The following is a 13,017-nucleotide window of genomic DNA, read 5'->3' on the forward strand; positions in this document are numbered from 1 at the left end:
GCTTGTCCACCACGCCTGGATCCTCCAACTGAACGAGTCTGAAACAAGATGCCCGAACTGAAACTGAAAACACTTTTCTCCGCTGAAGAAATTGAACGCCAGGTCGTCCGCCTGGGACAGGAAATCAACCGTGACTACCAGGACCGGGAAATCATCCTGGTCGGTATCCTCAAAGGCTCGTTTCTGTTCATCGCCGACCTCTGCCGACAACTGCAGGGACCGTTGACCATCGATTTCATGCGCCTGGCCAGCTACGGCTCCGAAACCCAGTCATCGGGCATCATCGAACTGCGCAAGGACCTTGAAGTTTCCATCAGAGGCAAACACGTGCTGGTGGTCGAGGATATCATTGACAGCGGCCTGACACTGCAGTCCCTGCTGCACCGTCTGCAGGAACGCCAACCGGCGTCTCTCAAAGTCTGCGCCCTGATTGACAAACGCGCGCGGCGGGAAGTCTCACTGGAAGCGGACTACATCGGCATCACCATGGATGACGGCTTTATCGTCGGCTACGGACTCGACTATGATGAACGTTACCGCAATTTACCCGGAATTTTCCTGGCTGAACCCTTTGAATAGCTCGATTTCCTGATTTGGTAACTGCCCGAGGAGGGGTCTGACATGATTATCCAATGCGACGCCTGTCAAACCCGTTTCAAACTGCCCGACGAAAAACTCAAGCCGCAAGGGGTCAAGGTTCGCTGCACCAAGTGTGAAACCGTCTTCCGCGTCCCCGCCCCCCCGCAACCCCCGAAAACAGCAGTTTCCGCACCGGACGAAGCTTTTTCCGGCACACAATCCGCCGGAGGCCACTTCGAATCAGCCGACATCGATCGCGACAAAACCGGCAGTCAGCCGAGCGCGGACCGGGACGATTTCGATTTCGATGAGTTCAACATGGAAGATCTCGGCAGCACTGCGGACACAGAGAATGTCGCTGCAACGTCCGCCGACAAAACAGCGGCCGCCGGGCCGAACGAGGTCAGAGAATTCGACAGCGAGCTTCCCGACTTCAACCTGCCGGAGGACTTTTCCTTTGATGACGGTCCGACCGCCCCGGAACCTTTGGCCGACTTTTCTCCCGAGGAATTGAGTCTCGAAACCCGGCAGACAGAACCCCGGATCAACCCCGACGAGAAATCTGCGGCGACAACCGACTTTTCCGCGGCGGACCTCGAAACCCCGCCCGCCGAGGACTTTTCCTTCGACCCGGAAAAGGAATTGTCCATCGGCGGCGACCTCGGTGAAACCTTCAATCTCGACGATGATCTCGGCGCACTTCCTGAACTCGGCGAGCGGCCTGAAGCCAAACCCGAGGAATTCGGCGGCGGCATCGATGATGAATTCAGCTTCTCCGCCGCAGAACCGGAAGCAACCGGAGACCAGGTCGAATCCAGCCCGACCGGACCGGTAGAATTCGCTTTCGACGATGTTCCGGCCGACTCCGAACTGGACGTCGAACTGGACTCGGAGCAGACGAAAACCGGAGATTTCATCTTTGAACAGGAGCCGACACCCCTTCCGGAATCCTCAACGCCGCCGAAAAAATCCAGTACGCCGGTTAAGCAGGCCACGGCCCCGACAACACCACCCAGGTCGACGAAGAACCGCCAGCGGGGAACGGCGCGGATCAAGAAACGCAAAAAGAACCGTCACACCGGGCTGGTGCTGATGCTGCTGCTGACCGCCCTGCTGGCCGGCGGTTACGCTTACCTCGCCCAGATCAAGGGGACCTGGGATCCCCATGTCCTGCTGCGACACCTGCAGCTGTTGACCGGCACCTCGGCGCCGGAAGATCCGACCGCCAAAATCGAACTGCTGAACATGCGCAGCACCTTTATCAGCAACCAGAATGCCGGGCAGCTGTTCGCCATTTCCGGGGAAGCCCGCAACGGCTATGACCACACCCGCTCGGCGATCGCGGTCAAAGGGGTGATCTACGACGCCAAAGGCAAGCCGGTCATGCAGCAGACTGTTTTCTGCGGCAACCCCCTCGACGAGGCGGCCCTGCGCACCCTGCCCTTCGCCAAGATCGAGGAGACCATGAACAATCAGTTCGGAGATTCCCTCTCCAACCTCGACGTGGCGCCGGGCAAAACAGTTCCCTTCACCATTGTCTTCAGAAACCTGCCGAACGAGGTGACTGAATTCAACGTCGAAGTGGCCGACTCCAGGCCGGGAACACGATAATCCGCCGACCGGGATTGAAACCGATCCGGCCTGTTCGCGCCAACCGCCGCGAACAGCGCGATACCCGCCAGACACAAAAAAGCCGCCCTGAAAAGGAGCGGCTTTTTTGATGAACCTTTGAACAACCTTGATTGTCGCCGACAGTGATCAGGCCTGGGAGATAGCATCCACCGGGCAGGTGTCAACGCAGGCGGCGCAGTCGGTGCAGGTGGCCGCGTCAATGACACGGACATCGCCCTGCTCACTGATCGCCTCGACCGGGCAAACAGGCTCGCAGGCACCACAGTTGATACATTCTTCAGAAATCACATGAGCCATGATTATATCCTCCTCTACAGGTGTTGTGGGAACTGCTCTTTGACAATTCCGGCGGAGTATAGCACTGCCGTTTACGCCATGTCCAGCCCCGGCCTCACGACAAATTCCTTGCAATGATGGCGACCATCCGCTAGTCTTTCAAAACTTCGCTGACAAGCAACATCAGCGAATTAACAAGGAAAAACCGGTTTCATCCCACCATCCTTTTTTTCCATGAAACAATATTTCTATCTGGGGAGATAGAGCTCACCATTCACCCAACTCTGGAGGAGGTTTGATTCAATGGATATTCTCGCTCTGAACTGCGGCAGTTCATCCGTCAAGTACCAGCTCTACAACTGGAGCAAAAAAGAGGTCATCGCCAAGGGGATGGTGGAAAGGGTCACCATCGGCGACTCGTTCATCATCCACGAGGTCCCCGGACGCGAAACCTATCGTGAAGAATACGAGTGCCCGGATCACAAGGTCGCTATCCACCTGATCGTCAAGACCCTGACCGATTCCAAATATGGGGTCATCAAGGAGATGAACGAGATCAGCGCGGTCGGCCACCGGGTGGTGCATGGCGGTGAGAAATTCACCTGTTCGGTGATGATCGACGACGCTGTCCTCGACGCGATAAGAGAGGTACAGCATCTCGCGCCGCTGCATAATCCGCCCAATATCGCCGGCATCGAAGCTGCCCAGGCCAACCTGCCCGAGGTGCCGCATATCGCCATTTTCGATACCGCCTTCCACCAGTCGATGCCGGAAGCGGCGTACCTGTACCCGTTGCCCTACGAGTGGTATGAGAAACACGGCGTCCGCCGCTACGGCTTCCACGGCACCAGCCATCTCTACGTCTCCAAGCGGGCGGCGGTGATGCTCGGCAAGGAGCCGAAAGACTGCAACATCATCACCATGCACATCGGCAACGGCGTCTCGCACACCGCCATCAAGGGCGGCATTTCGGTCGACACCTCGATGGGACTCACGCCGCTGGAAGGCGCGGTGATGGGAACCCGCTGCGGCGACATCGACCCGGCCATCCCGCTGTTCATTCAGCAACAGGAAAACCTGTCGGCGAAAGAGGTTGATTCCATTCTCAACAAGAAGTCGGGCGTTCTCGGCATCACCGGAAAGTACACCGACCGCCGCGACGTCCTTGAAGGCATCGACAACGGCGATGAACGCTGCAAGCTCGCTCTGGAGATCGAGGGCTACCGGTTGAAGAAATATATCGGCGCCTACTGCGCCGCCCTGGGTCGCCTCGATGCCGTGGTCTTCACCGCCGGGGTCGGCGAGATGGGCTGGAAGATCCGCGAGGCCGCGCTGGACAACCTCGAGCACATGGGGATCATTCTCGACAAGGAGAAGAACCGCAACACCATGACCCGGAAAAAAGAGTCCGTCATCACCACCCCCGACTCACCGATCAAGGTGTTCGTCATTCCGACCGATGAGGAACTGGTCTTCACAGAGGACGTGGTCGCCATCCTCGAAGAGACCTACACCGATCATATGAATTTCAAGTACTCGTTTTCGTCGAGCGATTTTCAGCGGAAGTAGGCGCGAGGCGCGAGGCGCGAGGCGCGAGGCGCGAGGCGCGAGGCGCGAGGCGCGAGGCGCGAGGCGCGAGGCGCGAGGCGCGAGGAAAGCAAAACAAAAGCCGATGGCAATGTCCACCGGCTTTTTGCTTTTTTTGCCCATCGCTCCAAGGCGCGAGGGATTTTTCGTCAGATCAAGGCGGAGACGTGATTCCCGCGGAGGTGTAGCGGCAGCTACTCCGCACAAGGGAATCACACCTCCAACGCAGAGCTGGCGGAAAAGAACCGCGCCCAGCAACAAAAAGCCGGTGGCAATATCCACCGGCTTTTTGCTTTTTTGCACCCCCGCTCCAAGGCGCGAGGGATTTTTCGTCAGATCAAGGCGGGGCCGATTTTCCCGCGGAGGCGTAGCGGCAGCTACGTCGCACAAGGGAAAACCGGCCCCAACGCCGAGCTGGCGGAAAAGAACCGCGCCCAGCTAGCTACCCCTGGGATTGGACGGCGGTAATAGCTGCCACCGACACAATATCCTCGACACTGCAGCCGCGCGACAGGTCGTTGACCGGCTTGGCCAGCCCCTGAATAATCGGGCCGACCGCCTCGGCGCCGGCCAATCGTTCGACCAGCTTGTAACCGATATTACCGGCATCGAGATCGGGAAAAACCAGCACGTTGGCCTTGCCGGCGACCGCGGAATCCGGCGCCTTCTTGGCGCCGACCCTGGGCACCAGGGCGGCATCGGCCTGCAGTTCACCGTCGATCTGCAGCTCGGGAGCAATCTCTTTCGCAATCTTCAGTGCTTCGAGAACCTTGTCACAGTCAGGGTGACCGGCACTGCCCCTGGTTGAAAAGGAGAGCATTGCCACCCGCGGTTCGGCACCGAGAAAACTTTTGCAACTGGCGGCGGTGGCCACGGCGATTTCGGCCAGCGCCTGGGCATCGGGGTTCGGGTTGACGGCGCAGTCGGCGAAGCAGATGGTGCCGTTCTCGCCGAATTCAGGGGTTCTGGTCACCATCAGGAAGACCGAGGAAACGGTACGCATGCCCGGCGCCGTGCCGATCACCTGGAAGGCGGCACGCAGCACGTTCCCGGTGGTGTTGGCGGCACCGGCCACCATACCTCCGGCATCCCCCCGGCGCACCATCATGGCGCCGAAGAACAGGTTGTCCTCGGCGGTCAGGGTCTGCCGGGCCTGCTCGGCGGTCATCCCCTTCTTCTCCCGCAGTTTGACCAGTTCGGCGACATAGTCGTCGAGTTCGGCCGCCGCGGCCGGATCAACCAGGTCGACACCATCCAGCGAGACATCCAGATCCCCGGCCCTGGCCAGCAGATCCTCAGGTTTGCCGAGCAGCACGACTCTGGCCAGACCGTCCCCAACGATCCGACCGGCAGCCTGAACCATCCGCTCGTCATAACCTTCCGGCAGCACCACGGTCTGCAGGTTCTGTTTTGCCTTGTTCTTAATCTGTTCCACCAAATGCATTACACTTACCTCCTTGTCCAGAGTTGGAAAAGCCCATATATAGCCGTTCGTGCCGAAGCCGGTCAACAGAATTTGCCATCCACGCGCGATCAGAAATTATCCAACACATCCCTTCCATCGGTTATAATGAGGCGCCCATATCAACCTCACGGACCCCATGAACCGGAATCGTACCCAACAGAACCTGCTACTGCTCTTCCTGCTGCTCTCACTGCTGATCCACCTGCTGCTGGTTCTGCTGAGCAAGCAGATGACCCTGTTTCCCGAACCGCAGAAACAGGAGCGGATCTATGTCCAGATGAGAGAACCTGAACAATTCCGGGACCTGGACATGCCGGTTCGAAAAGAGCTGGAAAAGCCACGAAAAAAACCGGCCAAACGCCTCGGGCCGGCCGACCAGGTGGTCGAAAAGGAACAGGCTCCCAAGGGGGAGAGCCTGGAAGATATGCGTCCGGACGCTGCCGCGCCGCCCGCACCAATGAAGAAGCCCAGAATCGCCGCCCCGCAACCGAAAAAAAGCCAACCCAAAGCGGAAACTCTCCCCGAAGACAAACAAGCGACTGTCCAGAAACAGGTCAAGGCCACCGAAGAGAACCAACCGCGGGAAGAAACCCAGGCGAGTGAACAGGCCGAAACATTGCCGGATGCCCGTTCCCTGCTGCAACTGCCGAGCGACACCACCGCCCGTATCGACAAGGAATGGCGCCTGAAACAACGTGATGTCGCCGTCGGCGACGAGGTCTGGCTCGACAGCCAGCAGGACCTGCTGTTTTCCTTTTTTCAGCGCCTGCGCAACGGCATCTACAGGGTCTGGAACTATCCCGCCAGCGCCGCACGACAAGGCAGGCAGGGACGATGCCTGGTCCGCATGACCTTCCTGCGCGACGGCTCGGTCAAAAAAGTCGAACTGCTGAGATCCTCCGGAACCCGCATCCTGGACAGGGAAGCGCTGGCCGCCGTCCGCAAAGGCGGCCCCTACGGCCCGCTGCCGCGGGCCTACCCGAAGGACAAACTGGTCATCAAGGCCTGGTTCACCTATGACCTGCGCCGGAGCCGAACCAGGGGCGCGGGAATCTACGGGCAATAGCAGGCTGAGTAAAAACGTCCATCTGCGGCGCTGTCCTCCCCCCGCAGTAAAAAGCCGGTGGCAATATCCACCGGCTTCCTACTTTTTGCACCCCGCTCCTACAACCGCCACGAAGCGCGAATGCTCCGTCTTCCCCCACCGCCCATCGACCTGACAACGAAGCACGAACGCTCTGTCTCCCCCGCACTGTCAAAGGGCGAGGGATTTTTCGTCAGATCAAGGCGGAGACGTGCTTCCCGCGGAGGCGTAGCGTACGCTAGGTCACACACGGAAACTTGGCGCTCCAACACCGAGCTGGCGGAAAAGAACCGCCCCTATTACCCCTACGAAGCGCGAATGCTCAGCCTCCCCGCGCCGCCAAAGGGCGAGGGATTTTTCGACAGATCAAGGCGGAACGGCCATCCCCGCGGAGGCGTAGCGGCAGCTACGTCGCACAAGGGGATGGCCGTTCCAACGCCGAGCTGGCGGAAAAGAACCGCCCCTCGCTATGCCTGCCAGCAGAGGCGGGGCTGTCTCGCCGCCCGCGTCTCATCCAGTCGCCCGATCTTGGTGCAGCGCGGTGCTTCGTGCAGCAGCTCGGGATTCTCCTCCGCCTCTCTGGCGATCGCCAGCATGGCGTCACAGAACTCATCGAGGACCTGCTTGCTCTCAGTTTCGGTCGGCTCAATCATGATTGCGCCGTGAACCACCAGCGGGAAATAGATGGTCGGCGGATGGTAGCCGTAATCGATCAGCCGCTTGGCGAGATCGAGGGTGTGGCAGTCACCGCCGAGGTTCTTGTCGGTAAAAACCACCTCGTGCAGCGAACGCTGACTGTAGGGCAGATGAAAAACCTTCTCCAGCCGCGCGCGGATGTAGTTGGCATTGAGTACCGCCAGCTCGCTGGAACGTTTCAGTCCCTCGCCGCCGAGACTGCGCAGATAGGCCCAGGCGCGGACCATGACGCCGAAATTGCCGTTGAAGGCCCGCAGTCGGCCGATGCTCTGCGGGCGGTCATCATCGAGACGGAAACCCTCCTCGGTTTTGACCACCAGCGGCGCCGGCAGGAAGGGTTCGAGGGCTTGGCAGACACCGACCGCGCCGGCCCCCGGCCCACCGCCGCCATGGGGGGTGGAAAAGGTCTTGTGCATATTGAAATGCATCACGTCCATCCCCAGGTCGCCGGGGCGGGCAATCCCCATCAGGGCGTTGAGGTTGGCGCCGTCACAGTAGACCAGACCGCCCTTTTCATGGACCACATCGCAGATCTCGCGGATCTGGCTTTCAAACAGTCCCAGGGTGTTGGGATTGGTCACCATCAGCCCGGCCACGCTGTCGTCCATCTTCGCCCGCACATCCTCGACATTGAGGACACCGTCCGGGCCGCTGGCCAGGGGGATGACCTCGAAACCGCACAGTGCCGCGGTCGCCGGGTTGGTACCGTGGGCGGTATCGGGAATCAGCACCCTGGTGCGGCCGCCGCCACGGGATTCGTGCCAGGCGCGCACCATCAGCATGCCGGTCAGTTCGCCATGGGCGCCGGCGGCCGGCTGCAAAGTCAGAGCGGGAAAACCGGAAATTTCCTTCAACCCTTCCTGCAGCTCGTACATCAGCGCCAACGCGCCCTGCGCCAGATGGTCAGGAGTGTAGGGATGGAGGTTGGCCATCCCCGGCCTGCGGCAGGCCACCTCGTTGACCTTGGGGTTGTATTTCATGGTACAGCTGCCGAGGGGATAAAAACCGGAATCAACGCCGTAATTCCAGGTCGACAGGCGGGTGAAATGACGCACCACGTCGACCTCGGACAGCTCCGGGAATCCTTCCACCGCGTCACGCACCAGCTCGGCATCCAGCTGCGCGGGCGGAACATCTGACGCCGGCAGGCTGTAGCCCTTGCGGCCACTGTCGGACAGCTCGAACAGCAGTTTTTCATTCAGCACCAGTCCTCGGGTTCCGAGCCGACTCATGCCGCACCTCCTTTCAGGGCCGCAACCAGGCGGTCGATATCGTCGCGGCTGTTCTGCTCAGTCACGCAGACCAGCAGCCGGTTGGCATCAGCGGCATCGAACCTGGCCAGGTCGATACCGCCGAGAATGTTGTCGGCTTCCAACGTGCGCAGCAATTCCGCAGCCGGCCGCGGGGTGGCAACGACGAATTCATTGAAGGTCGGCGCCTGATGGGGAAGCGAGAAGCCGGGCAGAGAAGCGATCTGCCGCTTGGCATACTCGGCCTTGGCCAGATTCTGCTCAGCCAACTCCCGGATCCCCTGCTTGCCCAGCAGGGCCAGGTAGATGGCCACCATCAGGGCGCAGAGCCCCTGATTGGAGCAGATGTTGGACGTCGCCTTCTCCCGTCGGATATGCTGCTCACGGGTAGCGAGGGTGAGGACAAAGCCACGCTCACCGTTCTTGTCCAGGGTTTCCCCGATCAACCGCCCCGGCATGGAGCGCACCGCCTTCTTGCGCGCGGCGAAGAAACCGACCCCGGGGCCGCCGTAGGCAACCGGCAGGCCGAAACTCTGCCCTTCGCCGACGGCAATATCGACCCCCAGTTCTCCCGGCGACTTGAGCAGCCCGAGGGAGACCGGTTCGGCGGTCGCGCTCACCAGCATGGCACCGCAGGCATGGGCCTTGTCGGCCAGGTCGGCGAGCGGTTCGATGACCCCGTAGAAGTTCGGGTAACCGACGATCACCGCGGCGACGGTCGTATCGAGAACCGGGGAGAGCGCCGCCAGATCGGTACGGCCATCGGCGGCGAGCGTTACCTCGACCAGTTCCAGGCCGAGATATCGGCAGTAACTGGACACCGTCTGCCGGTATTCGGGGTGCAGACCGGCCGAGAGGAGCAGTTTACTGCGTCGCGTCGCCCGCACCGCCATCAGCGCCGCTTCCGCGGTCGCCGAGGCGCCGTCGTACATCGAGGCGTTGGCGACGTCCATGCCGGTCAACTGGCAGATCAGGGTCTGGTACTCAAAGATCGCCTGCAGGGTCCCCTGACTGATCTCCGGCTGATAGGGAGTGTAGGCGGTGTAGAATTCACTGCGTGAAATGAGGTGGTCGACCGCGGCGGGAATAAAATGATTGTAGGCTCCGCCCCCCAGGAAAGAGAGCGCCCGGGTACTGGAGGTGTTGAGTTCCGCGAGGCGGTCAAGCTCCCGCAGCAGGTCCGGCTCGGAAAGCGCGGGGGGCAGATCCAGAGGCCGCTGCAGGCGGTCAGCAGCGGGGATGGCACTGAACAGCTCATCGACGCTGCTCACCCCGATGGCCTCCAGCATCTGCCGGATATCGTCGTCGGTATGGGGAAGGTAGCGCATCAGGATTCTCCTTCAGGCGACAGCCGCCGGCGTCGCCGGGTGTGGGAAACCGCGCACCGGAAAACATTGCCGGCGCGGGCAAACGGCAACAGGCTGTGCCGGTGCGGACAACCCGCGGGCACAGCCTGCGCCGAAGAATGGCCGGATCATGATCCGGTTACAGCGTGGGGCAGTCCTCAACCAGGGCCGGGTCAGTGTTCCGACTCGCAGAACTCCTGGTAGGCCGCGGCATCCATGAGGCTCTCCAGTTCGGCCTGGTCGGAGACCTTGATCTTGATCATCCAGGCATCTTCATAGGGCGAGGTATTGACCATCTCGGGAGCATCGGGCAACTCCGCGTTGACTTCGACGACCTCCCCGCTGAGCGGCGCGTAGACATCGGAAACCGCCTTCACCGATTCGACCACGCCGAAGGGCTTGCCCGCCTCAATCTGGGTGCCGACTTCAGGCAATTCGACAAAAACCACGTCTCCCAGCGCATCCTGGGCGAAATCGCTGATGCCGATGGTGGCGACATCGGCCTCAAAGAGAACCCATTCATGCTCGGCGGTGTACTTCAACTCCTCGGGAAATTCCATCTCGATTCTCCTTTAACGATGATCGGTAGCGGGTCAATCCCGCCAGTTCTTGATAAAAGGGGTCTTGGCAACCCGACAGGCGACCTGGCGGTTGCGGATGCCGATGGACAACTCCTTGCCGACGCCGCTGCATTCCGGCCGGACCAGCGCCAGGGCGATACCGACCTTGAGACATGGCGACATGGTCCCGCTGGTGACCGTTCCGACCTGCTCCTCGCCGGCGAAAACCGGGTAGCCGTCGCGGGGAATGCCCCGGTCGGTCATCACCAGCCCGGCCAGGCGGCGCGGAACGCCTTTTTCTTTCTGCTTGAGCAGCGCGTCGCGGCCGATAAAGTCTCCCTTGTCGAACTTGGTGATCCAGCCGAGGCCCGCCTCCAGGGGAGATATTTCGGAAGAAAGTTCATGCCCGTAGAGGGCGAACTTCATCTCCAGCCGCAGGGTGTCCCGCGCACCGAGGCCGCAGGGCTTGATCCCCTCTTCGCTGCCCGCCGCCATCAATGCCGTCCATACCGACTCGGCCGCTTCGGCGGCGAAGTAAAGCTCGAAACCGTCTTCACCGGTATAACCGGTGCGGGAAATAATGGTCGGAACACCGGCAACCTGCCCTTCAGCGAAGTGATAGTAGCGGATATCCTTGAGGTTATGCGTGGTCAGACGGGCGAGAATGGTCTCCGCCGCCGGCCCCTGCAGCGCCAGCTGGGCATAATCATCACTCAGGTTGCGCAGCTCCACATCGGGAAAATCACCCTCTTCGAGTACCTGCTCCATCCAGGCGTAATCCTTGTCGGCATTGGAGGCGTTGACGCAGAAGAGAAAACGATCGGCAGCGAACCGGTAGAGGGTGACATCATCGACGATGCCGCCGTGGGGGTAGCAGATGGCCGAGTACTGGACCTGGCCGATCTCCAGCCTGGCGGCATCGTTGATGGTCAGATGCTGGATATAGGCCAGGGCGCCGGCGCCTCGCACTTCGACCTCGCCCATGTGGGAGACGTCGAACAGACCGGCGGCCTCGCGGGTGGCGAGATGTTCGTCGATCACGCCGGTATACTGGACCGGCATATCCCAGCCGCCGAAGTCGACCATGCGGGCGGCCAGATCACGGTGAATACGATTGAGCGGGGTTTTTTTCAGCATAATGCCACTCCTTTCAGAGCCGCATTATGGAGGATAGAGGGACAATTGAAAAGTTTTTTTCCGGCAGATCGAACAATGTTTCCGTCCCGCCCCCCACCCCGGTTCCGGGCGGCGACCGCCGCCGGAACGGGAAGAGGGATTCCGTCTCAGCCGCGGGCGCGGCGCTGAGCACTTTCGAGGGTATTGTAGAGCAGCATGGTGATGGTCATCGGGCCGACACCGCCGGGAACCGGGGTGATGGCGCCGGCACGCTCGCTGACGGAAGCGAAATCGACATCGCCGACCAGCTTCTTTTCGCCGATCCGGTTGACGCCGACATCGATCACCACCGCCCCCGGCTTGATCCAGTCCCCCTTGATCATCTGCGGACGACCGACCGCGGCGATGACAACGTCGGCACGCCGCACCACCTCCGGCAGGTCGCGGGTCCGCGAATGGCAGAGGGTCACCGTGGCATGCGCCGCCAGGCACATCAGCGCGACCGGCTTGCCGACGATATTGGAACGGCCGACGACGACGACCTCTTTGCCGGTCAGGTCACAACCGACCGACTCCAGCATCTTCATCACCCCGTAGGGGGTGCAGGGACGAAAGAGCGGGTTGCCGGTAGCCAGTCGACCGACATTGTAGGGATGAAAGCCGTCGACATCCTTGGAGGGCGAAATCGCTTCCAGCACCTTGCGTTCATCAATGTGTTCCGGCAGGGGCAGCTGGACCAGGATGCCGTCGATCCGTTCATCCTCGTTGAGCTGGGCGATCAGTCCGAGCAGGCTCTCTTCACTGGTCTCGGCCGAAAGCTTGTGTTCATCGGAATAGATCCCGGCCTCGGCGCAGGCCCGCTCCTTCATCGAGACATAGACCTTGCTGGCCGGGTCCTCGCCGACCAGTACCACCGCCAGCCCGGGCGTCACCCCGCCGGCCTTGAGCTGCTCCGTACCCTGGCGAATCTCTTCCCGCAGCCGCGCCGCGATCGCCTTGCCATCGATAATCTCTGCCATGCTCACAGTCTCCTCTTCTGCTGATGGGTTAAGCTTCGCGCTGAACCTGTGAAACTATAGCAGGCTGATGAAAAACGCCCATCTGCTGCGTTGTCCTCATCCCGCGTCAACGACGTACCTTCCGGTACGCCTTATGCCGCGGGGTTGCGGACGCCCTGCATCTGGACATTTTTGCTCAGCCCGGGGAACGTGACTTTTTCAACGCCCTGACAGGGAAGGAAAAACATAAAGTAAACCTGCCGGATGGCGTCTGTCCGCATCATCAGCTCACACAATCGGCCAATTCCACCCCACTGCCTCAAGGCGTTGGATTTTTTATCAGATCAAGGCGCAGCCCAATGAGTGCGGAGGCGTAGCGACAGCTACGTCGCACAAGCGAAGCGGGCCTGCAACGCAGAGTTGATGAA

At 60.8% G+C, this 13,017-nt stretch carries 11 protein-coding genes; 4 read left to right on the forward strand and 7 right to left on the reverse strand.

What is annotated here, in order from left to right:
- Window positions 1-48: 48 nt before the first annotated feature.
- The gene (gene hpt / locus B5V00_RS14725; RefSeq protein ID WP_085011581.1) at window positions 49-579 is read left to right on the forward strand and encodes a hypoxanthine phosphoribosyltransferase; all 531 of its coding nucleotides are present in this window, start codon (window positions 49-51) and stop codon (window positions 577-579) included.
- Window positions 580-621: 42 nt separating this feature from the next.
- Window positions 622-2,190, forward strand: coding sequence for a DUF3426 domain-containing protein (locus tag B5V00_RS14730; RefSeq protein ID WP_085011593.1), 1,569 nt, complete (start codon window positions 622-624; stop codon window positions 2,188-2,190).
- A gap of 147 nt (window positions 2,191-2,337) precedes the next feature.
- Here B5V00_RS14730 and B5V00_RS14735 read toward each other — a convergent pair whose 3' ends face one another.
- Complete coding sequence (locus tag B5V00_RS14735) at window positions 2,338-2,568, reverse strand: 4Fe-4S binding protein (protein WP_483866695.1); 231 nt, start codon at window positions 2,566-2,568, stop codon at window positions 2,338-2,340.
- A 222-nt stretch (window positions 2,569-2,790) separates the two neighbouring features.
- Here B5V00_RS14735 and B5V00_RS14740 point away from each other — a divergent pair, with 222 nt between their 5' ends.
- On the forward strand, window positions 2,791-4,056 hold the full coding sequence (locus B5V00_RS14740; protein ID WP_085011583.1) for an acetate kinase: 1,266 nt from the start codon (window positions 2,791-2,793) through the stop codon (window positions 4,054-4,056).
- Window positions 4,057-4,516: 460 nt separating this feature from the next.
- Here B5V00_RS14740 and pta read toward each other — a convergent pair whose 3' ends face one another.
- A complete protein-coding gene (gene pta / locus B5V00_RS14745) occupies window positions 4,517-5,518 on the reverse strand; it encodes a phosphate acetyltransferase (RefSeq protein ID WP_085011584.1) in 1,002 nt (333 codons plus the stop codon).
- A gap of 157 nt (window positions 5,519-5,675) precedes the next feature.
- On the opposite strand from pta, the gene B5V00_RS14750 reads away from it, so the two are divergent.
- Window positions 5,676-6,605 (forward strand): energy transducer TonB, encoded by a 930-nt coding sequence (locus B5V00_RS14750; protein WP_085011585.1) that lies wholly within the window; start codon window positions 5,676-5,678, stop codon window positions 6,603-6,605.
- 485 nt (window positions 6,606-7,090) lie between these two features.
- On the opposite strand, the gene gcvPB is transcribed toward B5V00_RS14750, so the two are convergent.
- From gcvPB to folD, 5 genes are all read right to left on the reverse strand, one after another.
- Window positions 7,091-8,551: an aminomethyl-transferring glycine dehydrogenase subunit GcvPB gene (gene gcvPB, locus B5V00_RS14755; protein WP_085011586.1), complete on the reverse strand. Its 1,461-nt coding sequence runs from the start codon at window positions 8,549-8,551 to the stop codon at window positions 7,091-7,093.
- A complete protein-coding gene (gene gcvPA / locus B5V00_RS14760; RefSeq protein WP_085011587.1) occupies window positions 8,548-9,897 on the reverse strand; it encodes an aminomethyl-transferring glycine dehydrogenase subunit GcvPA in 1,350 nt (449 codons plus the stop codon). Before gcvPA ends, gcvPB begins: the two co-directional genes overlap by 4 nt.
- Window positions 9,898-10,088: 191 nt before the next feature.
- The gene (gene gcvH / locus B5V00_RS14765) at window positions 10,089-10,475 is read right to left on the reverse strand and encodes a glycine cleavage system protein GcvH (RefSeq protein WP_085011588.1); all 387 of its coding nucleotides are present in this window, start codon (window positions 10,473-10,475) and stop codon (window positions 10,089-10,091) included.
- A 33-nt stretch (window positions 10,476-10,508) separates the two neighbouring features.
- Entirely contained in the window at window positions 10,509-11,612 is a 1,104-nt protein-coding gene (gcvT, locus tag B5V00_RS14770) for a glycine cleavage system aminomethyltransferase GcvT (RefSeq protein WP_085011589.1), read from the reverse strand.
- A gap of 146 nt (window positions 11,613-11,758) precedes the next feature.
- On the reverse strand, window positions 11,759-12,610 hold the full coding sequence (folD, locus tag B5V00_RS14775) for a bifunctional methylenetetrahydrofolate dehydrogenase/methenyltetrahydrofolate cyclohydrolase FolD (RefSeq protein ID WP_085011590.1): 852 nt from the start codon (window positions 12,608-12,610) through the stop codon (window positions 11,759-11,761).
- Between the last annotated feature and the right edge of the window lie 407 nt (window positions 12,611-13,017).

It is taken from the genome of Geothermobacter hydrogeniphilus (assembly GCF_002093115.1).
Classification (GTDB): domain Bacteria; phylum Desulfobacterota; class Desulfuromonadia; order Desulfuromonadales; family Geothermobacteraceae; genus Geothermobacter_A; species Geothermobacter_A hydrogeniphilus.

What these genes read in the sequence shown, in the direction of transcription:
- hpt (WP_085011581.1), top strand. Translation starts at nt 49, where the DNA reads ATGCCCGAACTGAAACTGAAAACACTTTTCTCCGCTGAAGAAATTGAA.
- B5V00_RS14730 (WP_085011593.1), top strand. Translation starts at nt 622, where the DNA reads ATGATTATCCAATGCGACGCCTGTCAAACCCGTTTCAAACTGCCCGAC.
- B5V00_RS14740 (WP_085011583.1), top strand. Translation starts at nt 2,791, where the DNA reads ATGGATATTCTCGCTCTGAACTGCGGCAGTTCATCCGTCAAGTACCAG.
- pta (WP_085011584.1), bottom strand. Translation starts at nt 5,518, where the DNA reads ATGCATTTGGTGGAACAGATTAAGAACAAGGCAAAACAGAACCTGCAG.
- B5V00_RS14750 (WP_085011585.1), top strand. Translation starts at nt 5,676, where the DNA reads ATGAACCGGAATCGTACCCAACAGAACCTGCTACTGCTCTTCCTGCTG.
- gcvPB (WP_085011586.1), bottom strand. Translation starts at nt 8,551, where the DNA reads ATGAGTCGGCTCGGAACCCGAGGACTGGTGCTGAATGAAAAACTGCTG.
- gcvPA (WP_085011587.1), bottom strand. Translation starts at nt 9,897, where the DNA reads ATGCGCTACCTTCCCCATACCGACGACGATATCCGGCAGATGCTGGAG.
- gcvH (WP_085011588.1), bottom strand. Translation starts at nt 10,475, where the DNA reads ATGGAATTTCCCGAGGAGTTGAAGTACACCGCCGAGCATGAATGGGTT.
- gcvT (WP_085011589.1), bottom strand. Translation starts at nt 11,612, where the DNA reads ATGCTGAAAAAAACCCCGCTCAATCGTATTCACCGTGATCTGGCCGCC.
- folD (WP_085011590.1), bottom strand. Translation starts at nt 12,610, where the DNA reads ATGGCAGAGATTATCGATGGCAAGGCGATCGCGGCGCGGCTGCGGGAA.